Raw genomic sequence first — 25,613 nt, 5'->3', positions numbered from 1 at the left:
TTAGCGCTTGCTGTACTGCGGAGCCTTACGGGCCTTCTTGAGACCGGCCTTCTTGCGCTCGACCGCACGGTCGTCGCGGGAGAGGAAGCCGGCCTTCTTCAGCGCCGGGCGGTTGTTGTCGACGTCCGCCTCGTTCAGCGCACGGGCCACGCCGAGGCGCAGGGCGCCGGCCTGGCCGGAGACGCCGCCACCCGAGATGCGGGCGATGACGTCGTAGCGGCCGTCGAGCTCAAGGAGCTTGAAGGGCTCGTTGACTTCCTGCTGGTGCACCTTGTTGGGGAAGTAGTCCTCAAGGGTGCGACCGTTGATCTTCCACTTGCCGGTGCCCGGAACGATCCGGACGCGGGCGATGGCGTTCTTGCGACGGCCCAGGCCGGCGGCCGGCTGGGGGTCACCGAAGCGACCGGCAAGGGACTCGGAGGTGTAGTCGCCCTCGACGACGACCTCGGACTCGGTGGTGTACTCCTCGACGCCCTCGAACTCGTCGACGGGGGTCTCGGCGGTGGTCTCGGCCACGATGCTCCTCAGAATTCTCTGTGTCTTAGGGGGTGGCCGGAACTACTGCGCGACCTGGGTGATCTCGAACGGCACCGGCTGCTGGGCAGCGTGGGGGTGCTGGTCGCCCGAGTAGACCTTCAGCTTCGAGAGCATCTGACGGCCCAGGGAGTTCTTCGGGAGCATGCCCTTGACGGCCTTCTCGACGGCCTTCTCCGGGTTGTTCGCCAGCAGGTCGTCGTAACGCACGGAGCGCAGACCGCCCGGGAAACCGGAGTGGCGGTAGGCCATCTTCTGGGAGGCCTTGTTGCCGGACAGGTGCACCTTGTCGGCGTTGATGATGACGACGAAGTCACCCATGTCCATGTGGGGGGCGTAGGTCGGCTTGTGCTTGCCCTTCAGGAGGGCAGCGGCCTGGGTCGCCAGACGGCCGAGGACGACGTCCTGGGCGTCGATGACGAGCCACTGGCGCGAGATGTCGCCGGGCTTGGGGCTGAACGTACGCACGCGTATGCCTTCGCTTCTTCAGTGGTGGTATCCCACGGGCGCAAGCCCGGCGGGAAGGTCCTGACAGGGTCACCACGGACGATCACGACAGCCCACGTTCACATCAGGGACGCAACCCGAGTGAACGGCCAACTGCTGGTCATCGGTCCGGTGGACCGGCGTAAGGCCCTTTCACGTGAGAATGAGAAAGCCAATACGCATAACAAACCAGCAGGATACCCAAGCAGACCCGTACGGGTCAAAACGCGGTCCGCGATGCCGATTCTGCTGGCGTCGCGGCGCACTCCGGTTCGGTCCTGGGTGGGGACCCCGCAGTTGTTACGGGCTTCAGAATAACCCGATCCGGACGCAGTGCACGACGCGCCAGCAGGAACGCGACCCCGCACAGCGTGGCGCAGTCCTTGAAGGCGCGCCGCTTGTGGGCCAGCTCCGAGGGCCACGGGAGCAGAGCCAGCTGGGGCGTCAACGCCAGCCAGAACCAGGGCGAGCGGGGCATCGAGCCCGGCCGTACCGCCGAGGCCAGCAGCAGCGGCAGCACCACGAGCAGGTAGTGGTCGAAGGACGGCCGCGACACCAGGAATGCGGCGAGCATCACCATGCAGGCCGTCTCCACGAGACGCAGCTCACCCCGGTCGCCGTCCGCCCCGGTACGCCGCCACCGTGCCCAGGCCGCCCACAGCCCGGCCGCGGCACCCGCGAAGGCCACCGCCACCGCCACCGCCTGCGGCACCCCCAGCCGCGGCAGCACCGCTATCGGCGAGGCGTCCCAGGGCAGCGCGTACGCGTCCTGCCCCTGGAGCAGGAACGGCAGGGTCCTGGTGAAGAACAGCGTCGGGCTCGGCATCAGCAGCGCCCCGGCCAGCGAGATCGCCAGCGGCACCAGCACCGCCGCGGCCAGCCCCCGCCACCGGCGGGCGAACAGGAAGAGCAGCCCGATCGGCACCAGCATCGGCTTGCAGGCGATGGCCAGCCCGACCACCAGCCCGGCCCTCCCCCAGGCCCCCCGGTGCGCGAGCAGCAGCGCCACGGGCAGCGCGGCCGCCGAGACGGCCGTCCAGTTGCCGATCAGCACCAGGTTCACCCACGGCTTGTAGGCGAGGGCGAACACCGTGAGGACGCCGACCGCGAAGCGCGAGCGCAGCGGCACCGAGAACAGCCGCAGGGCGGCCAGCCAGCCGACGCCCAGCAGCCCCGCCATCCCGACCGGCAGGATCCAGCGCAGCACCCCCCGCGGCACCAGGGCCTCCGGCACCGCCATGAGCACGGCGCTGGGCAGGTAGAGGAAGCGCTTGTCCTCGTACGGCGACCCGCCCTCCAGCAGCGTCTGCGCCGCCTTGACGACGAAGGCGTTGTCCGAGCCCCAGTTCGCCCGCAGGCTCGTGGAGAGGCAGATCCCGAGGAGCACCGCCAGGGAGACCACCCGCCAGGACCGCGGGGCCGGCCGCAGCAGCCAGCCGACCAGCCGGTCCCCCGGGGCCGGGGCCTCCCACCTCATGAGCCAGATGCCAGGCCTCAGGCCCACGACGCCCCTCCCTCACCGCCGAGCCACCGCTCAGCGCTTGCGTTCGACCCTGCGTTCGTCCCAGACGGGCTCCTGAGTCTCCCGCACAACACCGTCCGAACCGAAGACCAGATAACGGTCAAATGTGCGCGCGAACCAGCGGTCGTGCGTCACGCACAGCACGGTCCCGTCGTAGGACTCCAGGCCGTCCTGGAGGGCCTCGGCCGACTCCAGGTCCAGGTTGTCCGTGGGCTCGTCCAGCAGCAGCGCCGTGGTGCCCGCGAGCTCCAGCAGCAGGATCTGGAAGCGCGCCTGCTGGCCGCCCGAGAGCTTCTCGAAGGGCTGCTCGGCCTGGCGCTCCAGCTCGTAGCGGCGCAGGGCCCCCATCGCCTGCCCCAGGGGCTTGGCCGCCTCCGTCCACAGGATGTCGACGAGGGTGCGGCCGAACAGCTCCGGGTGGGCGTGGGTCTGCGCGAAATGGCCGGGAACCACCCGTGCGCCCAGCTTCCAGTCACCGGTGTGCCCCACGTCCTCGCCCGCCAGCAGCCGTAGGAAGTGCGACTTGCCGGAGCCGTTCGAGCCGAGCACCGCGACCCGCTCCCCGTAGAAGACCTCCAGGGAGAACGGCTTCATGAGCCCGGTGAGCTCCAGGTTCTCCACGGTCAGCGCGCGCACGCCGGTACGGCCGCCCTTGAGCCGCATCGTGATGTCCTGCTCGCGCGGCGGCTCCGGCGGCGGGCCGGCCTCCTCGAACTTCTGGAAACGGGTCTGCATCGCCCGGTACCGCGAGGCCATGTCGGGGCTGATCGCGGCCTGGTTACGCAGCCGCAGCACCAGGGCCTTCAGCCGCGCGTGCTCCTCGTCCCAGCGCCGCTTGAGCTCCTCGAAACGCGCGAAGCGCTCCTTGCGCGCCTCGTGGTACGTGCCGAAGCCCGCCCCGTGCACCCACACGTCGGAGCCCGTCGGGCTCGCCTCCAGGCTGATGATCTTCTCGGCGGCCTGGGTCAGCAGCTCCCGGTCGTGCGAGACGAACAGCACCGTCTTGCGGGTCGCCCGCAGCTGCTCCTCCAGCCACCGCTTGCCCGGGACGTCGAGGTAGTTGTCCGGCTCGTCGAGCAGCAGCACCTCGTCCGGCCCGCGCAGCAGCGCCTCCAGCACGAGCCGCTTCTGCTCACCGCCGGAGAGCGTGCGCACCTCGCGGAACTGCGCGGAGTCGTACGGGATGGCCAGCGCGGCCGTCGTGCAGACGTCCCACAGGGTCTCCGCCTCGTAGCCCTGCACGTCGGCCCAGTCGCTGAGGGCCTGGGCGTAGGCCATCTGCGCGGCCTCGTCGTCCACCGTCATGATCAGGTGCTCGGCGCGGTCCACGGCCCTCGCGGCCTCGCGGATCCGCGGCTGGGCCACCGAGACCAGCAGGTCCCGTACGGTCGTCTCGTCGCGCACGGAGCCCACGAACTGGGACATCACGCCGAGGCCGCCGCTGATGGAGACGCCGCCGCCGTGCGGCTGGAGCTCCCCGGAGATCAGCTTCAGCAGGGTGGTCTTGCCCGCGCCGTTCGCTCCGACCAGGGCGGCCACCGCGCCCTCCCCCACGCGGAAGGAGACGTCGGGGAGCAGTACCCGCCCGTCGGGAAGGTAGTACTCCAGATGGCTGGCTTCGAGATGTCCCATGCCGGGCATTGTCGCGGTCGGCCCGCGATCCGCCCAAACGATTTGGCGGCGGCTCAGCAGCAGCCGGCGCCCGGCAGGGTCCGCATGTTGCGCGCCTCCCGGCTGCGGGCGGCCAGCAGCTCGTCGGCCGGGTAGCCGACCTCCTCCAGGGTCAGCCCGTGCGGCTTGACCACGTGCACCGAGGAGTCCCGTACGCCGGCGGCCAGCACCTTGCCGGGCCAGTCGGTGGGCCGGTGGCCGTCCCCGACGTGCAGCAGGGCGCCCACCAGGGAGCGGACCATGTTGTGGCAGAAGGCGTCGGCGCGGACGGTCGCGGTGACGATGCCGTCCTCGCCGCGCTCCCAGCCGAGCTGCTGGAGCGTACGGATCGTCGTGGCACCCTCGCGCTTCTTGCAGTACGCGGCGAAGTCGTGCTCGCCCAGCAGCGCGGCGCAGGCCTCGTTCATGGCGTCCACGTCGAGCGGCCACTGGTGCCACAGGACGTGCCCGCGGCGCAGCGGGTCCACCCCGCCCTGGTGGTCGCCCACGCGGTAGGCGTAGCGGCGCCAGACGGCCGAGAAGCGCGCGTTGAAGCCCTCGGGGGCCTCGGCGACCTTCCACACCCGTACGTCGTGCGGCAGCCGGCCGGCGAGGCGCCGCAGCAGCTTGTCGTGGTGCTCGACCCACACCTCCTCGGCGAGGTCGAACTGCGCGACCTGCCCGCGGGCGTGCACACCGGCGTCCGTGCGGCCCGCCACGGTCAGCTCGACGGGCTCCTTCAGCCGCATCACGGTCTGCAGGGCGCTCTCCAGCTCACCCTGGACGGTCCGCAGCGTGCGCTGCTTCGCCCAGCCGGAGAAGTCCTTGCCGTCGTAGCTCAGGTCCAGCCGCACCCGGACGTGCCCGGGCTCCACCTCGTCACTCACGTGACCGATCCTCTCAGAAGCACCCATATGCAGAACGGGCCCGCCCCGGGAGGGGGCGGGCCCGTTCAGAGCCGATCAAGCAAGCTCGATCCCGTAGCGGGATCAGGCCTCCTTGGTCTCCTCGGCGGGGGTCTCGACAGCCTCCGCCTCCTTGACCGCGCGCTTGGTGGCGGCCTCGGCCTCACCGGTGGCCTGCTGGGCGACCGTGAGGGCCTCGACCAGCTCGATCACGGCCATCGGGGCGTTGTCGCCACGACGGTTGCCGATCTTGGTGATGCGCGTGTAACCACCGGGGCGGTTCTCGTAGCGCGGGGCGATCTCGGTGAACAGCGTGTGCACGATGCTCTTGTCCGTGATCGTCTGCAGCACCAGGCGACGGTTGTGGATGTCGCCCTTCTTGGCCTTGGTGACCAGACGCTCGGCGTAGGGACGCAGGCGGCGGGCCTTGGCCTCGGTGGTGGTGATGCGGCCGTGCTCGAAGAGCGCCTTCGCGAGGTTCGCGAGCAGGTGCTTCTCGTGCGCGGCGGAGCCGCCCAGGCGGGCACCCTTAGCGGGACGCGGCATTGTTACTCCTTCATATCTGCACCGGCCGTGTCAGGTACCGGAGTCAGTTCCCTCAAGCGGTCGCGAGAGGGTGGGTGCGGGGGGCGCGAGCCCCCCGCAAGCTTGCTCAGTACTGCTCGGTCTCGACGAAACCGGCGTCCGCGTCGTCGTCGGCGCCGAAGGCGTCGGCGGCGGCGGTCGGGTCGAATCCGGGCGGGCTGTCCTTGAGGGCCAGGCCCATGCCGGCCAGCTTCGCCTTGACCTCGTCGATCGACTTCGCACCGAAGTTGCGGATGTCGAGCAGGTCGGCCTCGGAGCGGGCGACGAGCTCACCCACGGAGTGGATGCCCTCGCGCTTGAGGCAGTTGTACGACCGAACGGTGAGCTCCAGCTCCTCGATCGGCAGCGCCAGGTCGGCGGCCAGGGCGGCGTCCGTCGGGGACGGGCCCATGTCGATGCCCTCGGCGTCGATGTTGAGCTCGCGGGCCAGACCGAACAGCTCGACCAGGGTCTTGCCGGCGGACGCCATGGCGTCGCGCGGGCGCATGGCCTGCTTGGTCTCGACGTCGACGATGAGCTTGTCGAAGTCGGTGCGCTGCTCGACTCGGGTCGCCTCGACCTTGTAGGTGACCTTGAGGACCGGGCTGTAGATGGAGTCGACCGGGATGCGGCCGATCTCCTGGCCCAGCTGCTTGTTCTGGACGGCGGAGACGTAGCCGCGACCGCGCTCGACGGTCAGCTCCATCTCCAGCTTGCCCTTGCCGTTGAGCGTGGCGAGGACGAGGTCCGGGTTGTGCACCTCGACACCGGCCGGGGGCGCGATGTCGGCAGCGGTGACCAGGCCGGGACCCTGCTTGCGCAGGTACATCACGACCGGCTCGTCGTGCTCCGAGGAGACGACCAGCTGCTTGATGTTGAGGATGATGTCCGTGACGTCTTCCTTGACGCCCGGCACGGTGGTGAACTCGTGCAGGACGCCGTCCACGCGGATGCTGGTGACAGCGGCACCCGGGATGGAGGACAGGAGGGTACGGCGCAGGGAGTTGCCGAGGGTGTAGCCGAAGCCCGGCTCCAGCGGCTCGATCACGAACCGCGAGCGGTACTCGTCAACGACCTCTTCGGTCAGCGACGGACGCTGAGCGATAAGCATGTCTGTGTTCCTTCATTCGTGGACGCCCACTATTTGACGCCCGACGGGTAAAGCCAGGTACAGCAAGGGTACGGGCGGCACGGCCCCCCGAAGGGGTACGTACCGCCCGGACACTCAAGGACGCACAGGCGTCGCTGCGTCAGACGCGGCGGCGCTTCGGCGGACGGCAGCCGTTGTGCGGGGTGGGGGTGACGTCCTGGATCGAGCCGACCTCGAGGCCGGTGGCCTGGAGGGAGCGGATCGCGGTCTCACGGCCGGAGCCGGGACCCTTGACGAAGACGTCGACCTTGCGCATGCCGTGCTCCTGCGCGCGGCGGGCGGCCGACTCGGCGGCCATCTGCGCGGCGAAGGGGGTGGACTTGCGCGAGCCCTTGAAGCCGACGTGGCCGGCGGAGGCCCAGGAGATCACGTTGCCGGACGGGTCCGTGATCGAAACGATGGTGTTGTTGAACGTGCTCTTGATGTGGGCGTGCCCGTGAGCGACGTTCTTCTTTTCCTTGCGGCGCACCTTCTTGGCAGCGCCCTGACGACCCTTGGGGGGCATCTAAATCTCCTACGGGAGGTGGTCGGTCCTACAGCGCAAGACCGCTGAACAGGACTACTTCTTGCCCGGCTTCTTCTTACCGGCGATCGCGCGACGCGGGCCCTTGCGGGTACGCGCGTTCGTGCTGGTGCGCTGACCGTGCACCGGGAGGCCGCGACGGTGGCGGATGCCCTGGTAGCACTGGATCTCGATCTTGCGGCGGATGTCGCCCTGGATCTCGCGGCGGAGGTCACCCTCGGTACGGAGGTTGGCGTCCACGTACTCGCGGATCTTGACGAGGTCCTCTTCGGCCAGGTCACGAACGCGGGTGTTCGGGTTCACGCCGGTGGAGGCGAGGATCTCCTTGGACCGGGTGCGCCCGATACCGAAGACGTAGGTGAGTGCGATCTCCACACGCTTTTCGCGCGGGATGTCAACACCGGAAACGCGTGCCATGCAATGGCTCCTGTGTGTTCGGGGGTCTTCCACAGAACCGATCCCGACCGCCGACCACCCGAGTGGGTGATGGTACGTCCGGGTCCCCGGCCCCCGCCGGAGGTGCCGCCGGCCCTGTGCGGGGCTGGGCGGGTTCTGCGTATGTACGTTTTCTTACGTCGCGCGAAGAACTGCGTTAAGGCAGGTCGGTCGGCGTGCGTCAGCCCTGGCGCTGCTTGTGGCGCAGGTTGTCGCAGATGACCATGACCCGGCCGTGACGGCGGATCACCTTGCACTTGTCGCAGATCTTCTTGACGCTCGGCTTGACCTTCATGTTGGTGAGGTTCTCCGGGTCAGTGCCACCACCCGCACCGGGACGGACGCCCAGGCAGGAGTGAGAGCAAGATCTACTTGTATCGGTAGACGATCCGGCCACGCGTCAGGTCGTAGGGAGAGAGCTCCACGACAACCCGGTCATCGGGCAGGATACGGATGTAGTGCATACGCATCTTCCCGCTGATGTGCGCGAGGACCTTGTGACCGTTCTGGAGCTCCACCTTGAACATGGCGTTCGGGAGGGACTCGATCACGGTGCCCTCGATCTCGATGGCACCTTGCTTCTTGGCCACGCTTCGCCTTTCGAATCGGCTACCTTGATCGGCCTCGTGCGCCATGCGGACATGGAAGTGCACGAGAGCCGACGAGTCAGTCTACGTCAGGGCACCCAGAAAGACGAATCCGGAAAGTTTGCCCCAGAGTCTAGATCATTAACCGAGGGGGTCCGGGGCCGTGGTGACCCCGTACTCCGCCAGCTTCGCCTTGCCGCAGTCCGGGCTGGTCAGGACGATCGGACCGGCCTCCGTCAGCGCGATGGAGTGCTCCCAGTGCGAGGACCAGGTGCCGTCCGTGGTGATGACGGTCCAGTCGTCCGAGAGGACCTCCGTCTGGGCGGTGCCCAGGGAGACCATCGGCTCGATCGCCAGGCAGACGCCCGGGACCAGCTTGATCCCCTTGCCCCGCTTGCGCGAGACGTAGTTCAGCAGGTGGGGGTCCATGTGCATCTCGGACCCGATGCCGTGGCCGCCGTAGTCCTCGATGATCCCGAACTTGCCGCGGCTGTGCTCACCGGTGGCGGGGCGCGGCTGGCGCTTGATGTACGTCTCGATCGCCTTGGAGATGTCCACGAGGCGGTTGCCGAGCTTCATCGCGGCGATACCGGCCCACATGGACTCCTCGGTGACCCGGGACAGCTCCACCAGCTCCGCAGCGTGACCGGTGCCCACGAAGGCCGTGTACGCGGCGTCGCCGTGCCAGCCGTCCACGATCGCGCCGGCGTCGATCGAGATGATGTCGCCGTCCTTGAGGACCGTCTTGTCGTCCGGGATGCCGTGGACGACGACCTCGTTCACCGAGGTGCAGATCGTCGCGGGGAAGCCGCCGTAGCCGAGGAAGTTCGACTTGGCCCCGGCGTCCGCGATGACCTTGCGGGCCACCATGTCCAGGTCCCGTGTCGTGGCGCCCGGCACGGCCGCCTCACGGGTCGCCGCGTGGATCGCAGCGACGACCAGCCCCGCCTCGCGCATCTTCGCGATCTGCTCGGGGGTCTTGATCTGGACCATGGAACTGCCTTCCACCTCTGATGCGGGTCTTCTCAACAGTACGGCCGCGATGCCCTGGGGACACCGCGGCCGTACCTGTACTGCTGGGGACTACTTCTGCAGGGCGTCCATGGCGCGCTTGGTGACGTCCGCGACCTCGCCGAGGGCGGGGATGGTCACCAGCAGGCCCTGGGCCTTGTAGTAGTCGATGATCGGCTCGGTCTGCGTGTGGTAGACCTCCAGCCGGTTGCGCACCGTGGCCTCGGAGTCGTCACCGCGCTGGTAGAGCTCGCCACCGCAGTGGTCGCAGACGCCCTCGGTCTTCGGGGCGGCGTACACGACGTGGAAGACGTGCGCGGACTCATTGCGGCAGACGCGGCGGCCGGCGATGCGCTTGACGACCTCGTCCTCCTCGACCTCCAGGTCGAGGACGGCGTCGAGCTTCATGCCCGACTCCTGCAGCATCACGTCGAGGGCCTCGGCCTGGGAGACGTTGCGCGGGAAGCCGTCGAGCAGGAAGCCGCCTGCGGCGTCGGGCTGCTCCATCCGGTCCTTGGCCATACCGATGGTGATCTCGTCCGGGACGAGGTCGCCGGCGTCCATGAACGCCTTGGCGCGCAGGCCCAGCTCGGTGCCCTGACTGATGTTGGCCCGGAACAGGTCGCCCGTGGAGATGTGCGGGATCGACAGGTTCTTGGCAAGGAACGCGGCCTGCGTTCCCTTGCCCGCACCGGGCGGTCCGACGAGGACGATTCGCATCAGCGGAGGAACCCTTCGTAGTTACGCTGCTGGAGCTGGCTCTCGATCTGCTTCACGGTTTCCAGACCCACACCCACGATGATGAGGATGCTCGTCCCGCCGAACGGGAAGTTCTGGTTCGCTCCGAAGCCGGCCAACGCCATCGTCGGCACAAGAGCGATGAGACCCAGGTACAGCGACCCCGGCCAGGTGATCCGGTTGAGCACGTAGCTCAGGTACTCGGCGGTGGGTCGACCGGCGCGGATACCCGGGATGAACCCACCATACTTCTTCATGTTGTCTGCAACTTCCTCGGGGTTGAACGAGATCGCCACGTAGAAGAACGCGAAGAAGACGATCAGGAGGAAGTAGACCGCGATGTAGTACGGGTGGTCGCCCTTGACGAAGTGCTTCTGGATCCAGGTGGCCCAGCCCGCGGTGGACCCGCTGAACTGCACGACCAGCGCCGGGATGTAGAGCAGCGACGAGGCGAAGATGACGGGGATGATGCCCGCCTGGTTCACCTTGAGCGGGATGTAGGTGGAGGTCCCGCCGTAGGCACGGCGACCGATCATGCGCTTCGCGTACTGGACCGGGATCCGGCGCTGCGCCTGCTCGACGAAGACCACCAGGCCGACCATCGCGAGGCCGACCAGCATGACGACGCCGAACTCGACCCAGCCGTCGGCGATCTTGCCCTGGAGCTTGATCTGCCACAGGGCGCCGATGAAGCCGGCGGCGATCGAGATGAACATGAGGATCGACATGCCGTTGCCGATGCCGCGGTCGGTGATGAGCTCACCGAGCCACATGACGACGCAGGTACCGGCGGTCATGGTGACCACCATCACGACCGTGGTGAAGATCGACCGGTCGGGAACGATCTGGCTGGCGACCTGGCAGCCCTGGAACAGGGCCCCGGTCCGGGCGGTGGCGACGAGGCCGGTGCCCTGGAGGACCGCCAGCGCGACCGTCAGATAGCGCGTGTACTGCGTGATCTTCGCCGTGCCGGACTGGCCCTCTTTCTTGAGGGTCTCCAGCTTCGGGATGACCACGGTCAGCAGCTGCAGAATGATGCTCGCCGTGATGTACGGCATGATGCCGAGCGCAAAGATCGTGATCTGCAGCAGGGCGCCGCCGCTGAACATGTTGACGAGGCCGAACAGACCATTGCTGCTTCCGGCCTGTTCCACGCAGATCTGTACGTTCTTGTAGCTCACGCCGGGGACCGGGATGTGGGACCCGAGCCGGAACAGCACGATGATGCCGAGCGTGAAGAGCAGCTTCTTGCGCAGGTCGGGCGTCTTGAACGCCCGGGCGAACGCGGTGAGCACGGTGCCTCCTGCGACCCCCGCGCTACTGCGTCAGAGGTGACGGTCTGAGGGATCGACGTATACGACAAAGCAATGGTGCACGCCACCTTACCGGCGAGTGTGCCCCCCGTGGAACGACCAACCGGGGATGCCCCATATGTGAGGCATCCCCGGTCGGGTTTTGAGCTATTCAGCCACTGAAATCGTCTTAGACGAGCTCGGTGACGGTGCCGCCGGCAGCGGCAATCTTCTCCTTGGCGGAGGCGGAAACGGCGTCAACCGAAACCTGCAGCGCCACGGAGAGCTCGCCCTGGCCCAGGACCTTGACGAGGCTGTTCTTGCGAACCGCGCCCTTGGCGACCAGGTCGGCCACCGTGACTTCTCCACCCTCGGGGTAGAGAGCACCGAGCTTGTCCAGGTTGACGACCTGGAACTCGGTGCGGAACGGGTTCTTGAAGCCCTTGAGCTTCGGCAGGCGCATGTGGAGGGGCATCTGCCCACCCTCGAAGCGCTGCGGGATCTGGTAACGGGCCTTCTGGCCCTTCGTACCACGACCGGCCGTCTTACCCTTCGACGCCTCACCGCGACCGACACGGGTCTTCGCGGTCTTGGCGCCGGGGGCGGGACGGAGGTTGTGGGCCTTCAGCGGGCTGTTCTCAGCCATGATTAGTCAACCTCCTCAACCGTCACGAGGTGGCGGACGGTGTGCACCATTCCGCGGAACTCGGGGCGGTCCTCCTTGACGACGACGTCGTTCAGGCGCTTGAGCCCGAGCGAACGCAGCGTGTCGCGGTGGTTCTGCTTGCTGCCGATGTACGACTTCGTCTGCGTGATCTTGAGGCGGGCCATCAGACACCCGCCCCGGCGCGCGCACGAAGCAGGGCCGCGGGAGCGACGTCCTCAAGCGGCAGACCACGGCGAGCCGCGATCTCCTCGGGACGCTGCAGACCCTTGAGGGCCTCCACGGTCGCGTGCACGATGTTGATCGCGTTGTCGGAGCCGAGCGACTTCGACAGGATGTCGTGAACGCCGGCGCACTCCAGAACGGCGCGCACCGGGCCACCGGCGATAACACCGGTACCGGGGGAAGCAGGCTTCAGCAGGACAACGCCGGCCGCCTTCTCGCCCTGGATCGGGTGCGGGATGGTGCCCTGGATGCGGGGAACCTTGAAGAAGTTCTTCTTGGCTTCCTCGACGCCCTTGGCGATGGCCGCGGGAACTTCCTTGGCCTTGCCGTAACCGACACCTACGGTGCCGTCACCGTCACCCACCACGACGAGCGCGGTGAAGCTGAAGCGACGACCACCCTTGACAACCTTGGCGACACGGTTGATCGCGACAACGCGCTCAACGTAAGCGGTCTTCTCGGCGGCAGCGCCACCGTCGCGACCCTTCCGGTCCCGCCGCTCGCCGCCACCGGCACCGCTTCCGCGGCGCTGGGGTCCAGCCATTGGATTACCTCTCTCTGTTACGTCCGTGAGTCCCGGAACCGGGGCTTAGAACTTCAGCCCGGCTTCGCGGGCGGCGTCAGCCAGAGCGGCAATGCGCCCGGCGTATCGGTTGCCACCGCGGTCAAAGACGACGGTCTCGACACCCGCGGCCTTGGCACGCTCGGCGACGAGCGCGCCGACAGCCTGGGCCTGGGCGCTCTTGTCGCCTTCGCCACCGCGGATCGAAGCGTCCAGGGTCGACGCCGACGCCAGGGTGTGGCCCTGGAGGTCGTCGATGACCTGAGCAACGATGTTGCGGTTGGAACGCGTCACGACGAGGCGCGGACGCTCCGCCGTACCCGAGACGTTCTTGCGGATGCGGATGTGGCGGCGAGCCTTGGCAGCGCGCTTGTACGCGTCGCCCTTGGCGATCTTCACACCGTATGCCATGGCTACTTACCAGCCTTTCCGACCTTGCGGCGGATGACCTCGCCGGCGTACTTGACACCCTTGGCCTTGTACGGGTCGGGCTTCCGCAGCTTGCGGATGTTGGCGGCGACCTCGCCGACCTTCTGCTTGTCGATGCCCTCGACCGAGAACTTGGTCGGCGACTCGACCTTGAAGGAGATGCCCTCGGGCGCCTCCACCAGGATCGGGTGGCTGTAGCCGAGCTGGAACTCCAGGTTGGAGCCCTTCGCGGCCACGCGGTAACCGACACCGCTGATCTCGAGAGCCTTGACGTATCCCGTGGTCACACCGGTGATCATGTTCGCCACCAGCGTGCGGGACAGGCCGTGCAGGGCCTTGTTCTGACGCTCGTCATTCGGACGGGTGACGTTCAGAACGCCGTCCTCGTCCTTGACAACTGCGATGGGCGCCTTGACGGTGTGCGCGAGGGAACCCTTGGGGCCCTTCACGTTGACCGTCTGGCCATCGATGGTGACGTCCACACCGGCGGGAACCTGGATGGGGAGCTTGCCGATTCGCGACATTGCTTTTCCTCCGTTCCCGACTACCAGACGTAGGCGAGGACTTCCCCACCTACGCCCTTCTTGCCTGCCTGCTGGCCGGTCAGGAGACCGTGGGACGTGGAGATGATCGCCACGCCCAGGCCGCCGAGGACCTTCGGCAGGTTGGTGGACTTCGCGTACACGCGCAGACCGGGCTTCGAGATCCGCTTGATGCCCGCGATGGAGCGCTCACGGTTCGGCCCGAACTTCAGCTCGAGGACGAGGTTCTTGCCGACCTCGGCGTCCTCGACCTTCCAGCCGGTGATGAAACCCTCCTGCTTGAGGATCTCCGCGATGTGCGACTTGATCTTGCTGTGCGGCATCACGACGGTGTCGTGGTACGCCGAGTTAGCGTTACGCAGACGCGTGAGCATGTCTGCGATGGGGTCAGTCATGGTCATGAAGTGGCCTTCGGCCTCTCTCGCCGGGGTTTCCTGTATGCGCCATCCCTCTCCCCGCTCACTGGCGGGACGGGTGCGGCACGGGGACCTACGGCGTAGTAAGTCGATAGGGCGGCGGACGCCCAACCACACAAGCCTAAGGCATGCGCGGCTGGGCACCCACCGTCCAGATGCTTACCGAGAGTGCCTGGAAACGCCCAAGTCCTTGCGGACGAGGGTGATTACCAGGAGCTCTTGGTCACGCCCGGCAGCTCGCCACGGTGAGCCATCTCACGGAGGCACACGCGGCACAGGCCGAACTTGCGGTACACGGAGTGGGGGCGACCGCAGCGCTGGCAGCGGGTGTACGCACGCACACCGAACTTGGGCTTACGGGCAGCCTTCGCGATGAGAGCCTTCTTCGCCATCTCGCTTACGCCTCCTTGAAGGGGAAGCCGAGGTGACGAAGGAGCGCGCGGCCCTCAGCGTCGTTGGTCGCCGTGGTGACCACGGTGATGTCCATACCCCGGGTACGGTCGATCTTGTCCTGGTCGATCTCGTGGAACATGACCTGCTCCGTGAGACCGAAGGTGTAGTTGCCACGGCCGTCGAACTGCTTCGGCGACAGACCACGGAAGTCACGGATACGCGGCAGCGCGAGCGACAGCGTACGGTCCAGGAACTCCCACATACGGTCACCACGGAGGGTGACGTGGCAGCCGATCGGCTGACCCTCGCGCAGCTTGAACTGCGCGATGGACTTGCGGGCCTTCGTGACGGCCGGCTTCTGACCGGTGATCGTCGTCAGGTCGCGGATGGCACCGTCGATCAGCTTCGAGTCACGGGCGGCGTCGCCGACACCCATGTTCACGACGATCTTGACGAGGCCGGGGATCTGCATGACGTTCTCGTAGGAGAACTCCTCACGCAGCTTGCCCGCGATCTCCTCGCGGTACTTCGTCTTCAGACGCGGAGTGGTAGCCATCAGATGTCCTCACCCGTGCGCTTGGCAACGCGGATCTTGTTGCCCTCGTCGTCGAAGCGGTAACCGACGCGGGTGACGACCTTCTTGCCGTCCTTCTCCACGACCAGCTGGACGTTGGACACGTGGACCGGGGCCTCGGTGATCACGATGCCACCGGCCTGGTTCTGGCCAGCCTTGGTGTGCTTCTTGACCCGGTTGACACCCTCGACCAGGACGCGGTTCTCGGCGGGGAAGGCGACGATGACCTTGCCCTGCTTGCCCTTGTCCTTACCGGTGATGACCTGTACCAGGTCGCCCTTCTTGATCTTCATGCTTACAGCACCTCCGGCGCGAGCGAGATGATCTTCATGAACTTCTTCTCGCGCAGCTCACGGCCGACGGGGCCGAAGATACGGGTGCCGCGAGGGTCGCCGTCGTTCTTCAGAATGACGGCGGCGTTCTCGTCGAAGCGGATGTACGAGCCGTCCTGGCGGCGGCGCTCCTTGACGGTGCGAACGATGACCGCCTTGACGACGTCACCCTTCTTCACGTTGCCACCGGGGATCGCGTCCTTGACGGTGGCGACGATGACGTCACCGATGCCCGCGTAGCGGCGACCGGAGCCACCGAGAACACGGATGCAAAGGATCTCCTTGGCACCAGTGTTGTCGGCGACACGCAGTCGCGACTCCTGCTGGATCACGTCTATCTCCTGTTTGTCTGCCGGTTCCCGGCGGGGGCCTCGCTACGCGAGCGGAGCCCCCGCCGAGCCTGGCGGAACGAACCTAAGGGAAACCCCTCAGGTGCTTACTTGGCCTTCTCGAGGATCTCGACGATGCGCCAGCGCTTGCTCGCCGACAGCGGACGCGTCTCCATGATGAGGACGCGGTCGCCGACGCCGGCAGCGTTCTGCTCGTCGTGAGCCTTGAGCTTGTTCGTACGGCGGATGACCTTGCCGTACAGCGCGTGCTTGACGCGGTCCTCGACGGCGACGACGACGGTCTTGTCCATCTTGTCGCTGACGACCAGACCCTCACGGGTCTTGCGGAAGCCGCGCTCGGTCTTCTCAGTCACGTTGTTCTCGCTCATCAGGCGTTCTCCACCGTCTCGATACCGAGCTCACGCTCGTGCATCAGGGTGTAGATGCGAGCGATGTCCTTACGGACGGACTTGAGCCGGCCGTTGTTCTCCAGCTGGCCGGTGGCCGCCTGGAAACGGAGCTTGAACAGCTCCTCCTTGGCCTCGCGCAGCTTGGCAACGAGCTCCTCGTTGCCGAGCTCGCGGAGCTCGGACGCCTTGGTTCCCGTCGCCATCACGACTCACCTGCCTCGCGCTTGACGATCCGGCACTTCATCGGCAGCTTGTGGGCCGCACGAGTGAGGGCCTCACGCGCAATCTTTTCGTTCGGGTAGGACAGCTCGAACATGACCCGGCCCGGGTGCACGTTCGCGATCCACCACTCCGGGGAACCCTTACCGGAACCCATGCGGGTCTCGGCAGGCTTCTTCGTCAGCGGACGGTCCGGGTAGATGTTGATCCAGACCTTGCCGCCACGCTTGATGTGGCGGGTCATCGCGATACGAGCCGCCTCGATCTGGCGGTTCGTCACGTAGGCGGGGGTGAGCGCCTGGATGCCGTACTCGCCGAACGAGACCTCAGTACCGCCCTTGGCCATACCGCGGCGCTTCGGGTGGTGCTGCTTGCGGTGCTTGACCCTACGAGGGATCAGCATGTCGGTCAGGCCTCCGTTCCGGTGCTCTCGGCCGGAGCGGCGGCGGGGGCGTCGGCCTTGGGGGCCTCGGCACCAGCAGCCTGCTGCGGCTTGCGGCCACCACGGCCGCCGCGCTCGCCACCACGGCCACCACGGCCGGCGGGACGGTCGCCAGCGCCGGCACCACGGGCCGGGCGGTTACCCGCACGGGCCGCAGCGTTCTCGGCGCGAACCTCGGCGATGTTCTTGACGTCGCCCTTGTAGATCCAGACCTTCACGCCGATCCGGCCGAAGGTGGTCTTGGCCTCGAAGAAGCCGTAGTCCACGTTCGCGCGCAGCGTGTGCAGCGGCACACGACCCTCGCGGTAGAACTCGGAGCGGGACATCTCGGCGCCGCCGAGACGGCCGCCACACTGGATCTTGATGCCCTTGGCGCCGGCCTTCATCGTGCCCTGCATGCTCTTGCGCATGGCACGACGGAAGGAGACGCGGGAGGAGAGCTGCTCGGCAACGGCCTGGGCAACCAGCTGAGCGTCGAGCTCGGGGTTCTTGACCTCGAGGATGTTCAGCTGGACCTGCTTGCCCGTGAGCTTCTCGAGGTCACCGCGGATGCGGTCGGCCTCGGCGCCACGGCGGCCGATGACGATGCCAGGACGGGCGGTGTGGATGTCCACACGCACGCGGTCACGGGTGCGCTCGATCTCAACCTTCGAGATGCCGGCGCGCTCCATGCCGGACGTCATCATCCGACGGATGGCGACGTCTTCCTTGACGTAGTCCTTGTACAGCTTGTCGGCGTACCAACGGGACTTGAAGTCCGTGGTGATGCCGAGTCGGAACCCGTGCGGGTTTACCTTCTGGCCCATTACCGGGAACCTTCCTTGCTGCTGACGACCACGGTGATGTGGCTGGTCCGCTTGCGGATCCGGTAGGCACGGCCCTGGGCACGCGGACGGAACCGCTTCAGGGTCGGGCCCTCGTCCACGTACGCCTCGCTGATGACCAGCGTGGAGGCGTCCGGGTGGTTGTAGTTGTGCGCGGCGTTGGCGATGGCGCTGTCCAGCACCTTGCCGACCGGCACGCTCGCGGCCTGCGGGGCGAAACGCAGGACCGCCTGAGCCTCCGTGGCATCCATGCCACGGATAAGGTCCACCACGCGGCGGGCCTTCATGGGCGTGACGCGGATGTACCGCGCCTGGGCCCTGGCTTCCATGGTTGTCCCTTCGGTGTAAGTCATAGTCGTAACCACCCCGCCTTTAGCGGCGCTTCGACTTCCGGTCGTCCTTGACGTGGCCGCGGAAGGTGCGAGTCGGCGAGAACTCGCCGAGCTTGTGGCCGACCATCGACTCGGTGACGAACACCGGGACGTGGGTCTTGCCGTTGTGCACCGCGATGGTGTGACCCAGCATGCTGGGGATGATCATCGAGCGACGGGACCAGGTCTTGATGACGTTCTTGGTGCCGGCTTCGTTCTGGGCGTCCACCTTCTTTACGAGGTGGTCGTCGACGAAGGGCCCCTTCTTGAGACTGCGCGGCATCTAAACCCGCTCCTAGCGCTTCTTGTTCGTCTTGCGGCGGCGGACGATGTACTTGTTCGAAGCCTTCTTCGGCGAACGAGTACGACCCTCCTTCTGACCCCACGGGGAGACCGGGTGGCGACCACCACTGGTCTTGCCCTCACCACCACCGTGCGGGTGGTCAACCGGGTTCATCGCGACACCGCGGACGGACGGGCGAACGCCCTTCCAGCGCATGCGGCCGGCCTTGCCCCAGTTGATGTTCGACTGCTCGGCGTTGCCGACCTCGCCGACCGTGGCGCGGCAGCGCGCGTCGACGAGACGGATCTCACCGGACGGCATGCGGAGGTGGGCCATCACGCCCTCCTTCGCCAGCAGCTGCACGGAGGCACCGGCGGAACGCGCGAACTTGGCGCCGCCACCGGGGCGGAGCTCGATCGCGTGGATCGTGGTACCGACCGGGATGTTGCGGAGCGCGAGGTTGTTGCCCGGCTTGATGTCGGCCGTGGGGCCGTTCTCGATCCGGTCACCCTGCTGCAGACCGCGCGGCGCGATGATGTAGCGCTTCTCGCCGTCGGCGTAGTGCAGCAGCGCGATGCGCGCGGTGCGGTTGGGGTCGTACTCGATGTGCGCGACCTTGGCCGGCACGCCGTCCTTGTCGTGACGACGGAAGTCGATCACGCGGTAGGCGCGCTTGTGGCCACCGCCCTGGTGGCGAACGGTCACACGACCGGTGTTGTTACGGCCGCCCTTGCTGTGCAGGGGGCGGACCAGCGACTTCTCCGGCGTGGACCGCGTGATCTCGACAAAGTCGGCGACGCTGGAGCCACGACGGCCCGGGGTCGTCGGCTTGTACTTGCGGATACCCATTTCTCAGTCCTCGTCCGATTCCGGACGACTAGACCTCCGTTAGGAGGCCTGGCCGCCGAAGATGTCGATACGGTTGCCCTCGGCAAGGGTCACGATGGCGCGCTTGGTGTTGGCGCGCTTGCCGAAACCGGTCTTGGTGCGCTTGCGCTTACCCTGACGGTTGATCGTGTTGACCCCGGTGACCTTGACCGAGAAGACCGCCTCGACGGCCTGCTTGATCTGGGTCTTGTTGGCGCCGGGCGCGACGATGAACGTGTACTTGTTCTCGTCCAGCAGCGCGTAGCTCTTCTCCGAGACGACCGGCTTGATCAGCAGGTCGCGCGGGTCGGTGAAGGTCTTGCTGGTAACGGTCGCCTCAGACATCAGGCGTCGCTCCCTTCGGTCTCATCGGCCTTGGGGCCAGACACGAAGGACTCGAGCGCGGCCTGGGTGAAGACCACGTCGTCAGAGACGATCACGTCGTACGTGTTCAGCTGGCCCGGCTCCAGGATGTGAACCTGGGGCAGGTTGCGGGCGGACAGCCACGCGGCCTCGTCGGCACGCTCGACGACCAGGAGCAGGTTCTTGCGCTCCGAGATCTTGCCGAACAGCGTCTTGGCGGCCTTCGTGGAGACGGCACCCTCGACCACGCCGGTGACGACGTGGATGCGGGAGTGACGCGCACGGTCCGAGAGGGCACCGCGGAGGGCGGCGACCTTCATCTTCTTGGGGGTCCGCTGCGAGTAGTCACGCGGCTGCGGGCCGTGGACGACGCCACCGCCGGCGAACTGCGGAGCGCGGGTCGAACCCTGACGGGCGCGGCCGGTGCCCTTCTGGCGGTACGGCTTCTTGCCACCACCACGGACTTCGCCGCGGGTCTTGGTCTTGTGCGTGCCCTGACGGGCAGCTGCCAGCTGCGCGACGACGACCTGGTGGATCAGCGGAACGCTGGTCTTCGCGTCGAAGATCTCCGCGGGGAGCTCGACGGTACCGGCCTTGTCGCCTGCCGGCGAAAGGATGTCAATGGTGCTCATTAACCTCAAGCCCCCTTGGCCGCGGTACGGACCAGGACGAGGCCGCCGTTCGGACCGGGGACTGCGCCCTTGATGAGGAGCAGACCCTTCTCCGCGTCTACCGCGTGGATGGTCAGGTTCTGGGTGGTGACGCGCTCGTTACCCATGCGACCGGCCATGCGCATGCCCTTGAAGACACGCCCAGGGGTGGCGCAGCCACCGATCGAACCGGGGGAGCGGTGCTTGCGCTGCACACCGTGACCGGCGCCGAGGCCCCGGAAGTTGTGCCGCTTCATGACACCGGCGAAGCCCTTGCCCTTGCTGTTGCCCGTGACGTCAACCTTGACGCCGGACTCGAACACCTCAGCAGTGATCTCCTGGCCGAGCGTGTACTCGCCGGCGTCGGAGGTGCGGAGCTCCACCAGGTGGCGGCGGGGGGTCACGTCGGCCTTGGCGAAGTGGCCCTTGAGGGGCTTGTTCACCTTGCGCGGGTCGATCTCGCCGAAGGCGATCTGGACCGACTCGTAGCCGTCGATGTCGTTCGTACGGACCTGGGTAACGACGCAGGGCCCGGCCTTGACAACGGTCACCGGGACGACACGGTTGTTCTCGTCCCAGACCTGGGTCATGCCGAGCTTCTCGCCCAGGACGCCCTTGATCTGCTTAGCCATCTTCTCCGCGCCTCTCAGAGCTTGATCTCGATGTCAACGCCGGCCGGAAGGTCCAGGCGCATCAGCGAGTCAACGGTCTTGGGCGTCGGGTCGAGGATGTCGATCAGGCGCTTGTGCGTGCGCATCTCGAAGTGCTCGCGCGAGTCCTTGTACTTGTGCGGCGACTTGATGACGCAGTACACGTTCTTCTCAGTGGGCAGCGGCACCGGGCCCGCGACCGACGCACCAGTGCGGGTCACCGTCTCGACGATCTTCTTCGCCGAGGAGTCGATGACCTCGTGGTCGTAGGCCTTGAGCCGGATGCGGATCTTCTGTCCCGCCATGGCTACTCCGTAGTCCTGTCTCTGTGTGGAAACGCTCTGGCTCCCGGTCGGCTGCGGGACGGGGTCCCGCGGCCTCTCCTCCGACCCACGCGGTCGGGCGTGTCGCACTCCCTCCACAGAAAATTCCCATACGGAAATTCCCTCGTCCAAGGGGGTGCGGTCCCATGACCGCGATTCGGGGGAGAAACACCCACCGAGTGCCTGGTGGGCACCGTGCTGACACTTCCCAGAAGATTCCCGTACGTCCGTCCCCATTGCTGCCCGGAGGGGCAGATTAAGGACGACGAGTACTGTGGGACTCGCTTCCGGTCCTCCCGGCGGGAGGCGCGCAGCATCGGCACTCAGCCGAGCAACTTGAGTAGTCTGCCATACGAGACACGTACCTGGCCAATCGGGCCGAAGAGAATACCCCGCCACGCTGAGTGGTCAAACCGCGCCGCGCCCTTCGCGGGGCGGGGCCTCCCCCGGTCAGGAGCGGGTCACCGTCCCGCACGCCTTCGCGTCCCTGATATCCCTGCTGCGGTCGTACGGATCCACCGCCGGCCCGCTGGGCTGCGGCCCCGCGGGCACGTCCGCCGTGAACTGCGGGTGGAGGAACCCGTCGGCCGCCTCGCACTCCACGTTCGACCACTCCGAGTGGTACGCGCGCAGCTGCAGGCGGCCCCGCGTGGTCTCCCAGCGGGCCGGGTCGAGCAGGGCGAAGGTGGTCTGCCGCCGCACGATGGTGCGCTGCACGTCCGAGCCCCCCGTCGCCGGCGTCACGGGGTGGACGAAGGTGTAGTCCGCCACCACGAGCAGTTCGCCGGGCTCCCCCGGCTCCGCGCGCATGCTGCCGCGCACCTTGACGACCTCGCCGACCGGCTTGACCCGGGCGGGGTCGAAGCGGGTGAAGAGCAGGGCGGGCGTGTCCTGCGCGGTGGGCGCCTTCAGGTACTGCTCCACGTCCTTCAGCAGGTCGGGCTGACGGGGGTCGAGGAGCGCGATCGCGGAGGCGGGCCGCTCCCCCCGCAGGGTCGCCGGGTCCAGGTTGGCCGCGACGAGGAACTGCCGGGCCTTCTGGAACGCGTCCGCGACCGTCTCCTCGGACATCCCGGCCACGGGCTTCGCCGCGGGGACCTCGATACCGGCGGCGCCGTCCGCCCACTGGAGGGCCGGGGAGCCGCGGAAGGGCTCCTGCAGGGTCGGCCGGTCGGGCGGCAGCGACGGGGGCGCGGCGGTCGGCCGTACGGACTCCGCGGGCAGCGGGGCCGCCTTCGCGGCGTCCTCGCGGGCCTGGGTCCGGCCGGTGATCCGGTCGATGACCAGCTCGGGCCGTACGGCGATCAGTGTGAGCCCTGCGACCAGGACGACGGCCGCGAAGGCCTTGAGGCGCCTCCTGCGCCTGCCCCTGCCCTGCATCTCCTGCCACGCCGGGCCGGTGCGCCAGCCCGGCGGCTCCTGGCCCCGGCGGCGCTCCTCGCGCAGCCGCTCGGTCACCATGCGCGCCCGCGCGGACGGCTCCCTCGGCGCGTCCCCCGCCCCCTGCGCGGCCTGCTCCGCGAACCGGGCCCACTCCTCGTCGGAGATGCCCGGTGTGCCGTTGTCGTTGTTCCCCATGTCTGTCCTCCCCTTGGTCCGCCCGTACACGCGCGAGGGGCTCCGCACCGGGTGGTGCGGAGCCCCTCACCTGCACGAAGGCGTTTCTTCCGTCAGCGGAAGTACCCGGTGATGTCCGCGATGAGATCCACGGAGCCCGAGTTGTTGTAGAAGCTGACCTTGCCGTCCACCACGGGCACGACCACCAGGTTGGGGATCGTGACGCCGGCGGTGAAGTTCAGGTTCGACGCGCTGGAGCGGGTCGTGCCGCTCGGGTACACCGACACGTAGCTGGCCTCGGTCGGGTTCGTCGCGGTCACGTTCAGCACCACGGCCTTGATCCCGGTGGCCGGGATTCCGCCGACGCCCGCCACGGGCAGGGTGACGACGCCGCCGCCGGTGACCGGGCCCTTGCGGACGCCGGTGCCCGTGCGGGTGTCCATCAGGCGCTTCGGGCCGAAGTTGGCGTGCGTGGCGCCCGTGTCGCTGTCGGAGAAGTAGCCGGTGATGTCCGCGATCAGGTCGACGGTGCCCTGGTTGTTGTAGAAGCTGACCTTGCCGTCCACGACGGGCACCACCACCAGGTTGGGGATGGTCTGGCCCGGGGTGAAGTTCAGGTTCGACGCGCTGGAGCGGGTCGTGCCGCTCGGGTACACCGACACGAAGCTCGGCTGCGTCGGGTTCGTCGCCGTCACGTTCAGCACCACGGCCTTGACGCCGGTGGCCGGGATTCCGCCGACGCCCGCCACGGGCAGGGTGACCACCCCGCCGGTGCCGACCGGGGCGGCCGGGACGCCGGTGCCGTTACGGGTGTCCATCAGGCGCTTCGGGCCGAAGTTGGTCTGCGTGGCGCCGTCACCGGTGGAGGTGAAGTAGCCGGTGATGTCCGCGATCAGGTCGACGGTGCCCTGGTTGTTGTAGAAGCTGACGCTCCCGTTGACGACCGGCACGACCACCAGGTTGGGAATCGTCTTCCCCGGCGTGAAGTTCAGGTTCGACGCGCTGGAGCGGGTCGTGCCGCTCGGGTACACCGACACGAAGCTCGGCTGCGTCGGGTTCGTCGCCGTCACGTTCAGGACCACCGCGGTGGGCGTGCCGCCGGTCGCGGCGGCCACCGGCAGGGTGACCACTTCGCCGCTGCCGACCGGGCCCTTGCGGACACCGAGACCCTCACGGGTGTCCATCAGGCGCTTCGGGGAGAGCGGGACGAACTTGGCGCCCTTGACCTCCGCGTCGACGGTGACCGGAAGGCTCGTGGAGACCTTGCCGTTCGCGGCGGTCGCCCGGACCCGGACCTCGTGCTTGCCGTCGGCCACGACGGCGGTCGCCTTGCGGGCGGCGGCGTCGGTGACCGCGGTGGCCTCGCCGTCCACGAGCAGCTCGAACCTGGCCAGTCGGCCGGTGGCCGTGCTGGTGGTCCAGTCGACGGTGAGGGCGGCGCCGCTCGGGAGGGTGGCGCCCGGCGTGGCCGTCGCCCCGTTCACGGAGGCGATCTTCAGCTGGGCGGCGGGTCCCGTCTGGCGGAGCGCTTCGAGCTGCGGGTAGAGCGAGTTGCCGGGGCACTGGGTGTTGAAGCCGTCGCGGTGACCCGAGAGCGACTTGAACTCGTACTGCTGGCCGGCGGTGAAGCTCTTGCCGGAGAAGTTCGTCTGGGTGGCGCCCGCGGTCAGCGTCGCGGTGCCGTTCATGTCGCCGTCGTACTGGCCCAGCTTGTACGCCGCCACCTTGGAGATGCCGTCGAGCGCGGCGGCCGAGGCGCCGGCGCCCGTGTAGTCGCCGAGGACGGAGACGCTCGTCGACTCGGCGTTCCAGCCGTAGGTGTGGGCGCCCTGGACGGGCTGGTCCACACCGCCCTGGCGGCCCTCGAAGAGCGTTCCGCACTTGTCGACGAGGAAGTTGTAGCCGAGGTCGCGCCAGCCGTTGCCCTCCACGTGGTAGACGTGCAGGCTGCGGACGATCGCCGCGGACTCGGAGCAGTCGTACGGCGCCGTGGCCGCGGTGTGGTGGACGAAGACCGCCTTGATCTTCCCGCCGGGCAGGTAGACCGGGCCCTCGTCGTTCAGGGACTCGTCGGCGCCCCACTGCACGCGCGAGACCACGTTCGGCCGCGGGGCGGTCGATTCCGGTCCCGGCGTCGTCGGCGCGGGGTCCTCGGCGGGGAGGGCGAAGGCCGCCGGGCCGAGGCCCAGGTCGCCCTTCTTCTTCGCCTTCGCGGCGCCGGCACCCGGGTCCACCAGGTTCAGCTCCATGCCGGCGGGCAGCGTGCCGCCCCCGGTGACCCGTACCTCGGCGCCGTCGGACGGGCCGACCCAGACGGGTTCGGTGGCACCGCGCAGGCCCGGGCGCTTGCCGTCGAGGCCGGACTCGGCCTGCTCCAGCACGACCCACTTCGACCACTTGCCGCTGTCGGCGTCCCGGGTGCGGGCCTCGATCCTGCCCTTCACCTCGGCCTCGGGGTCGGTCCAGGAGACGCCGAGGAGCCCGAACGGCTCGGTGTCCTGCTGGGAGAGGACGGCCTCGCCCCGGCCCTTCGGCTTGAGGGCGAGCTTGTGCAGCTCTCCCTCGACCGGGCCCTTCTCGCGGGCGCGGGCGCTGTAGGGCGACACCTCTCCCCCGTCGGAACCGCCGGTGCCGCTTGCGACGCCCTGGATGCCCAGGACGGCGACGACGCCGAGCGCGGCGGCCAGAGCCGTTCCGCGCGCACGACCTATCTTCACGTTGTCCCCAACCCCCTGTAAGAACCTGCCAGATGACAGCACTGGCCGATCGGATCCTACTGGCCGCCGTGACG

At 67.9% G+C, this 25,613-nt stretch carries 37 protein-coding genes; all 37 read right to left on the bottom strand.

Annotation, left to right across the window (positions count from 1 at the left end; all coding sequences use genetic code 11):
* The 37 genes from rpsI to ACIPXC_RS27805 all read right to left on the bottom strand — a co-directional run bounded on the left by rpsI (nucleotide 1) and on the right by ACIPXC_RS27805 (nucleotide 25,539).
* A complete protein-coding gene (rpsI, locus tag ACIPXC_RS27985) occupies nucleotides 1-516 on the bottom strand; it encodes a 30S ribosomal protein S9 (RefSeq protein ID WP_030773858.1) in 516 nt (171 codons plus the stop codon).
* Between the two features lie 42 nt (nucleotides 517-558).
* Nucleotides 559-1,002 carry a 50S ribosomal protein L13 gene (rplM, locus tag ACIPXC_RS27980; protein ID WP_030959034.1) on the bottom strand — a complete coding sequence of 148 codons (444 nt, stop codon included), beginning with the start codon at nucleotides 1,000-1,002 and terminating at the stop codon, nucleotides 559-561.
* Between the two features lie 238 nt (nucleotides 1,003-1,240).
* Nucleotides 1,241-2,524: a glycosyltransferase family 87 protein gene (locus ACIPXC_RS27975; protein ID WP_401623642.1), complete on the bottom strand. Its 1,284-nt coding sequence runs from the start codon at nucleotides 2,522-2,524 to the stop codon at nucleotides 1,241-1,243.
* A gap of 30 nt (nucleotides 2,525-2,554) precedes the next feature.
* Nucleotides 2,555-4,174, bottom strand: a complete 1,620-nt coding sequence (locus ACIPXC_RS27970; RefSeq protein ID WP_401623640.1) for an ABC-F family ATP-binding cassette domain-containing protein — start codon at nucleotides 4,172-4,174, stop codon at nucleotides 2,555-2,557.
* A gap of 53 nt (nucleotides 4,175-4,227) precedes the next feature.
* Complete coding sequence (gene truA / locus ACIPXC_RS27965; RefSeq protein ID WP_401623638.1) at nucleotides 4,228-5,079, bottom strand: tRNA pseudouridine(38-40) synthase TruA; 852 nt, start codon at nucleotides 5,077-5,079, stop codon at nucleotides 4,228-4,230.
* A 102-nt stretch (nucleotides 5,080-5,181) separates the two neighbouring features.
* Nucleotides 5,182-5,643 carry a 50S ribosomal protein L17 gene (gene rplQ, locus ACIPXC_RS27960; RefSeq protein ID WP_030154710.1) on the bottom strand — a complete coding sequence of 154 codons (462 nt, stop codon included), beginning with the start codon at nucleotides 5,641-5,643 and terminating at the stop codon, nucleotides 5,182-5,184.
* 106 nt (nucleotides 5,644-5,749) lie between these two features.
* Nucleotides 5,750-6,772, bottom strand: a complete 1,023-nt coding sequence (locus ACIPXC_RS27955) for a DNA-directed RNA polymerase subunit alpha (RefSeq protein WP_007265920.1) — start codon at nucleotides 6,770-6,772, stop codon at nucleotides 5,750-5,752.
* 139 nt (nucleotides 6,773-6,911) lie between these two features.
* Nucleotides 6,912-7,316 carry a 30S ribosomal protein S11 gene (rpsK, locus tag ACIPXC_RS27950; RefSeq protein ID WP_003956432.1) on the bottom strand — a complete coding sequence of 135 codons (405 nt, stop codon included), beginning with the start codon at nucleotides 7,314-7,316 and terminating at the stop codon, nucleotides 6,912-6,914.
* 54 nt (nucleotides 7,317-7,370) lie between these two features.
* Nucleotides 7,371-7,751 carry a 30S ribosomal protein S13 gene (gene rpsM / locus ACIPXC_RS27945; RefSeq protein ID WP_007265919.1) on the bottom strand — a complete coding sequence of 127 codons (381 nt, stop codon included), beginning with the start codon at nucleotides 7,749-7,751 and terminating at the stop codon, nucleotides 7,371-7,373.
* A gap of 199 nt (nucleotides 7,752-7,950) precedes the next feature.
* Nucleotides 7,951-8,064 carry a 50S ribosomal protein L36 gene (gene rpmJ, locus ACIPXC_RS27940; protein WP_003956441.1) on the bottom strand — a complete coding sequence of 38 codons (114 nt, stop codon included), beginning with the start codon at nucleotides 8,062-8,064 and terminating at the stop codon, nucleotides 7,951-7,953.
* A 73-nt stretch (nucleotides 8,065-8,137) separates the two neighbouring features.
* Entirely contained in the window at nucleotides 8,138-8,359 is a 222-nt protein-coding gene (infA, locus tag ACIPXC_RS27935; protein ID WP_003956442.1) for a translation initiation factor IF-1, read from the bottom strand.
* A gap of 138 nt (nucleotides 8,360-8,497) precedes the next feature.
* Nucleotides 8,498-9,349, bottom strand: coding sequence for a type I methionyl aminopeptidase (gene map / locus ACIPXC_RS27930; protein WP_401623636.1), 852 nt, complete (start codon nucleotides 9,347-9,349; stop codon nucleotides 8,498-8,500).
* A gap of 90 nt (nucleotides 9,350-9,439) precedes the next feature.
* Entirely contained in the window at nucleotides 9,440-10,087 is a 648-nt protein-coding gene (locus ACIPXC_RS27925) for an adenylate kinase (protein WP_030959027.1), read from the bottom strand.
* Nucleotides 10,087-11,400 carry a preprotein translocase subunit SecY gene (gene secY / locus ACIPXC_RS27920; RefSeq protein WP_037918939.1) on the bottom strand — a complete coding sequence of 438 codons (1,314 nt, stop codon included), beginning with the start codon at nucleotides 11,398-11,400 and terminating at the stop codon, nucleotides 10,087-10,089. The genes ACIPXC_RS27925 and secY overlap by 1 nt, the downstream gene beginning before the upstream one ends.
* Nucleotides 11,401-11,587: 187 nt before the next feature.
* Nucleotides 11,588-12,043: a 50S ribosomal protein L15 gene (rplO, locus tag ACIPXC_RS27915; protein WP_008739693.1), complete on the bottom strand. Its 456-nt coding sequence runs from the start codon at nucleotides 12,041-12,043 to the stop codon at nucleotides 11,588-11,590.
* Between the two features lie 2 nt (nucleotides 12,044-12,045).
* A complete protein-coding gene (gene rpmD, locus ACIPXC_RS27910; RefSeq protein ID WP_005313525.1) occupies nucleotides 12,046-12,228 on the bottom strand; it encodes a 50S ribosomal protein L30 in 183 nt (60 codons plus the stop codon).
* Entirely contained in the window at nucleotides 12,228-12,830 is a 603-nt protein-coding gene (gene rpsE / locus ACIPXC_RS27905) for a 30S ribosomal protein S5 (RefSeq protein ID WP_007265914.1), read from the bottom strand. The genes rpmD and rpsE overlap by 1 nt, the downstream gene beginning before the upstream one ends.
* 45 nt (nucleotides 12,831-12,875) lie before the next feature.
* A complete protein-coding gene (rplR, locus tag ACIPXC_RS27900) occupies nucleotides 12,876-13,259 on the bottom strand; it encodes a 50S ribosomal protein L18 (protein WP_030026334.1) in 384 nt (127 codons plus the stop codon).
* Nucleotides 13,260-13,261: 2 nt separating this feature from the next.
* Complete coding sequence (gene rplF, locus ACIPXC_RS27895) at nucleotides 13,262-13,801, bottom strand: 50S ribosomal protein L6 (protein ID WP_030653648.1); 540 nt, start codon at nucleotides 13,799-13,801, stop codon at nucleotides 13,262-13,264.
* Between the two features lie 20 nt (nucleotides 13,802-13,821).
* Entirely contained in the window at nucleotides 13,822-14,220 is a 399-nt protein-coding gene (gene rpsH, locus ACIPXC_RS27890; protein ID WP_007265911.1) for a 30S ribosomal protein S8, read from the bottom strand.
* A gap of 221 nt (nucleotides 14,221-14,441) precedes the next feature.
* On the bottom strand, nucleotides 14,442-14,627 hold the full coding sequence (locus ACIPXC_RS27885) for a type Z 30S ribosomal protein S14 (protein WP_003956452.1): 186 nt from the start codon (nucleotides 14,625-14,627) through the stop codon (nucleotides 14,442-14,444).
* A gap of 5 nt (nucleotides 14,628-14,632) precedes the next feature.
* Nucleotides 14,633-15,184, bottom strand: a complete 552-nt coding sequence (gene rplE / locus ACIPXC_RS27880; RefSeq protein WP_030026331.1) for a 50S ribosomal protein L5 — start codon at nucleotides 15,182-15,184, stop codon at nucleotides 14,633-14,635.
* Entirely contained in the window at nucleotides 15,184-15,495 is a 312-nt protein-coding gene (gene rplX / locus ACIPXC_RS27875; protein ID WP_030026329.1) for a 50S ribosomal protein L24, read from the bottom strand. Before rplX ends, rplE begins: the two co-directional genes overlap by 1 nt.
* Nucleotides 15,496-15,497: 2 nt before the next feature.
* Nucleotides 15,498-15,866: a 50S ribosomal protein L14 gene (gene rplN, locus ACIPXC_RS27870; RefSeq protein ID WP_003956455.1), complete on the bottom strand. Its 369-nt coding sequence runs from the start codon at nucleotides 15,864-15,866 to the stop codon at nucleotides 15,498-15,500.
* A gap of 104 nt (nucleotides 15,867-15,970) precedes the next feature.
* Complete coding sequence (gene rpsQ / locus ACIPXC_RS27865) at nucleotides 15,971-16,252, bottom strand: 30S ribosomal protein S17 (protein ID WP_030008467.1); 282 nt, start codon at nucleotides 16,250-16,252, stop codon at nucleotides 15,971-15,973.
* Nucleotides 16,252-16,476, bottom strand: coding sequence for a 50S ribosomal protein L29 (gene rpmC, locus ACIPXC_RS27860; RefSeq protein WP_007265907.1), 225 nt, complete (start codon nucleotides 16,474-16,476; stop codon nucleotides 16,252-16,254). The genes rpsQ and rpmC overlap by 1 nt, the downstream gene beginning before the upstream one ends.
* Nucleotides 16,476-16,895, bottom strand: a complete 420-nt coding sequence (gene rplP / locus ACIPXC_RS27855) for a 50S ribosomal protein L16 (protein ID WP_030653642.1) — start codon at nucleotides 16,893-16,895, stop codon at nucleotides 16,476-16,478. The genes rpmC and rplP overlap by 1 nt, the downstream gene beginning before the upstream one ends.
* Nucleotides 16,896-16,900: 5 nt before the next feature.
* Entirely contained in the window at nucleotides 16,901-17,740 is an 840-nt protein-coding gene (rpsC, locus tag ACIPXC_RS27850) for a 30S ribosomal protein S3 (protein ID WP_007265905.1), read from the bottom strand.
* Nucleotides 17,740-18,087, bottom strand: coding sequence for a 50S ribosomal protein L22 (gene rplV / locus ACIPXC_RS27845; protein ID WP_007265904.1), 348 nt, complete (start codon nucleotides 18,085-18,087; stop codon nucleotides 17,740-17,742). Before rplV ends, rpsC begins: the two co-directional genes overlap by 1 nt.
* A 43-nt stretch (nucleotides 18,088-18,130) precedes the next feature.
* The gene (rpsS, locus tag ACIPXC_RS27840) at nucleotides 18,131-18,412 is read right to left on the bottom strand and encodes a 30S ribosomal protein S19 (protein ID WP_007265903.1); all 282 of its coding nucleotides are present in this window, start codon (nucleotides 18,410-18,412) and stop codon (nucleotides 18,131-18,133) included.
* A 12-nt stretch (nucleotides 18,413-18,424) separates the two neighbouring features.
* Nucleotides 18,425-19,261: a 50S ribosomal protein L2 gene (rplB, locus tag ACIPXC_RS27835; protein ID WP_030026325.1), complete on the bottom strand. Its 837-nt coding sequence runs from the start codon at nucleotides 19,259-19,261 to the stop codon at nucleotides 18,425-18,427.
* A 39-nt stretch (nucleotides 19,262-19,300) separates the two neighbouring features.
* The gene (gene rplW, locus ACIPXC_RS27830; protein ID WP_007265901.1) at nucleotides 19,301-19,624 is read right to left on the bottom strand and encodes a 50S ribosomal protein L23; all 324 of its coding nucleotides are present in this window, start codon (nucleotides 19,622-19,624) and stop codon (nucleotides 19,301-19,303) included.
* A complete protein-coding gene (gene rplD / locus ACIPXC_RS27825; protein ID WP_030653638.1) occupies nucleotides 19,624-20,274 on the bottom strand; it encodes a 50S ribosomal protein L4 in 651 nt (216 codons plus the stop codon). The genes rplW and rplD overlap by 1 nt, the downstream gene beginning before the upstream one ends.
* Before the next feature lie 5 nt (nucleotides 20,275-20,279).
* Nucleotides 20,280-20,924 (bottom strand): 50S ribosomal protein L3, encoded by a 645-nt coding sequence (gene rplC, locus ACIPXC_RS27820; protein ID WP_361312436.1) that lies wholly within the window; start codon nucleotides 20,922-20,924, stop codon nucleotides 20,280-20,282.
* A gap of 14 nt (nucleotides 20,925-20,938) precedes the next feature.
* Nucleotides 20,939-21,247 (bottom strand): 30S ribosomal protein S10, encoded by a 309-nt coding sequence (gene rpsJ, locus ACIPXC_RS27815; RefSeq protein WP_003948644.1) that lies wholly within the window; start codon nucleotides 21,245-21,247, stop codon nucleotides 20,939-20,941.
* Nucleotides 21,248-21,715: 468 nt separating this feature from the next.
* Nucleotides 21,716-22,843: a hypothetical protein gene (locus tag ACIPXC_RS27810; protein ID WP_401623630.1), complete on the bottom strand. Its 1,128-nt coding sequence runs from the start codon at nucleotides 22,841-22,843 to the stop codon at nucleotides 21,716-21,718.
* A 92-nt stretch (nucleotides 22,844-22,935) separates the two neighbouring features.
* Entirely contained in the window at nucleotides 22,936-25,539 is a 2,604-nt protein-coding gene (locus ACIPXC_RS27805) for an N-acetylmuramoyl-L-alanine amidase (protein ID WP_401623628.1), read from the bottom strand.
* Nucleotides 25,540-25,613: the final 74 nt, after the last annotated feature.

The organism is Streptomyces sp. NPDC090021 (assembly GCF_044748225.1).
GTDB lineage: Bacteria > Actinomycetota > Actinomycetes > Streptomycetales > Streptomycetaceae > Streptomyces.
The sequence above is the reverse complement of the archived record's forward strand: the minus strand, read 5'-3'. Positions and strand labels throughout refer to the sequence as shown.

Coding starts and splice junctions, on each gene's coding strand:
- rpsM (WP_007265919.1), bottom strand. CDS start 7,751: ATGGCACGCGTTTCCGGTGTTGACATCCCGCGCGAAAAGCGTGTGGAG.
- ACIPXC_RS27885 (WP_003956452.1), bottom strand. CDS start 14,627: ATGGCGAAGAAGGCTCTCATCGCGAAGGCTGCCCGTAAGCCCAAGTTC.
- rpmC (WP_007265907.1), bottom strand. CDS start 16,476: ATGGCGACGGGAACCAAGGCGTCCGAGCTCCGCGAGCTCGGCAACGAG.
- rplB (WP_030026325.1), bottom strand. CDS start 19,261: ATGGGTATCCGCAAGTACAAGCCGACGACCCCGGGCCGTCGTGGCTCC.
- rplO (WP_008739693.1), bottom strand. CDS start 12,043: ATGGCTGAGAACAGCCCGCTGAAGGCCCACAACCTCCGTCCCGCCCCC.
- ACIPXC_RS27970 (WP_401623640.1), bottom strand. CDS start 4,174: ATGGGACATCTCGAAGCCAGCCATCTGGAGTACTACCTTCCCGACGGG.
- rpsS (WP_007265903.1), bottom strand. CDS start 18,412: ATGCCGCGCAGTCTCAAGAAGGGGCCCTTCGTCGACGACCACCTCGTA.
- rplW (WP_007265901.1), bottom strand. CDS start 19,624: ATGTCTGAGGCGACCGTTACCAGCAAGACCTTCACCGACCCGCGCGAC.
- rplE (WP_030026331.1), bottom strand. CDS start 15,184: ATGGCTACCACTCCGCGTCTGAAGACGAAGTACCGCGAGGAGATCGCG.
- rplV (WP_007265904.1), bottom strand. CDS start 18,087: ATGGAAGCCAGGGCCCAGGCGCGGTACATCCGCGTCACGCCCATGAAG.
- rplR (WP_030026334.1), bottom strand. CDS start 13,259: ATGGCATACGGTGTGAAGATCGCCAAGGGCGACGCGTACAAGCGCGCT.
- rplF (WP_030653648.1), bottom strand. CDS start 13,801: ATGTCGCGAATCGGCAAGCTCCCCATCCAGGTTCCCGCCGGTGTGGAC.
- rpsC (WP_007265905.1), bottom strand. CDS start 17,740: ATGGGCCAGAAGGTAAACCCGCACGGGTTCCGACTCGGCATCACCACG.
- rpsQ (WP_030008467.1), bottom strand. CDS start 16,252: ATGAGCGAGAACAACGTGACTGAGAAGACCGAGCGCGGCTTCCGCAAG.
- ACIPXC_RS27925 (WP_030959027.1), bottom strand. CDS start 10,087: ATGCGAATCGTCCTCGTCGGACCGCCCGGTGCGGGCAAGGGAACGCAG.
- ACIPXC_RS27955 (WP_007265920.1), bottom strand. CDS start 6,772: ATGCTTATCGCTCAGCGTCCGTCGCTGACCGAAGAGGTCGTTGACGAG.
- rplC (WP_361312436.1), bottom strand. CDS start 20,924: ATGGCTAAGCAGATCAAGGGCGTCCTGGGCGAGAAGCTCGGCATGACC.
- rplD (WP_030653638.1), bottom strand. CDS start 20,274: ATGAGCACCATTGACATCCTTTCGCCGGCAGGCGACAAGGCCGGTACC.
- rpmJ (WP_003956441.1), bottom strand. CDS start 8,064: ATGAAGGTCAAGCCGAGCGTCAAGAAGATCTGCGACAAGTGCAAGGTG.
- map (WP_401623636.1), bottom strand. CDS start 9,349: ATGGTCCAGATCAAGACCCCCGAGCAGATCGCGAAGATGCGCGAGGCG.
- rpsE (WP_007265914.1), bottom strand. CDS start 12,830: ATGGCTGGACCCCAGCGCCGCGGAAGCGGTGCCGGTGGCGGCGAGCGG.
- rpmD (WP_005313525.1), bottom strand. CDS start 12,228: ATGGCCCGCCTCAAGATCACGCAGACGAAGTCGTACATCGGCAGCAAG.
- rpsH (WP_007265911.1), bottom strand. CDS start 14,220: ATGACCATGACTGACCCCATCGCAGACATGCTCACGCGTCTGCGTAAC.
- rplX (WP_030026329.1), bottom strand. CDS start 15,495: ATGAAGATCAAGAAGGGCGACCTGGTACAGGTCATCACCGGTAAGGAC.
- rplP (WP_030653642.1), bottom strand. CDS start 16,895: ATGCTGATCCCTCGTAGGGTCAAGCACCGCAAGCAGCACCACCCGAAG.
- rpsK (WP_003956432.1), bottom strand. CDS start 7,316: ATGCCCCCCAAGGGTCGTCAGGGCGCTGCCAAGAAGGTGCGCCGCAAG.
- rplQ (WP_030154710.1), bottom strand. CDS start 5,643: ATGCCGCGTCCCGCTAAGGGTGCCCGCCTGGGCGGCTCCGCCGCGCAC.
- ACIPXC_RS27810 (WP_401623630.1), bottom strand. CDS start 22,843: ATGGGGAACAACGACAACGGCACACCGGGCATCTCCGACGAGGAGTGG.
- rpsJ (WP_003948644.1), bottom strand. CDS start 21,247: ATGGCGGGACAGAAGATCCGCATCCGGCTCAAGGCCTACGACCACGAG.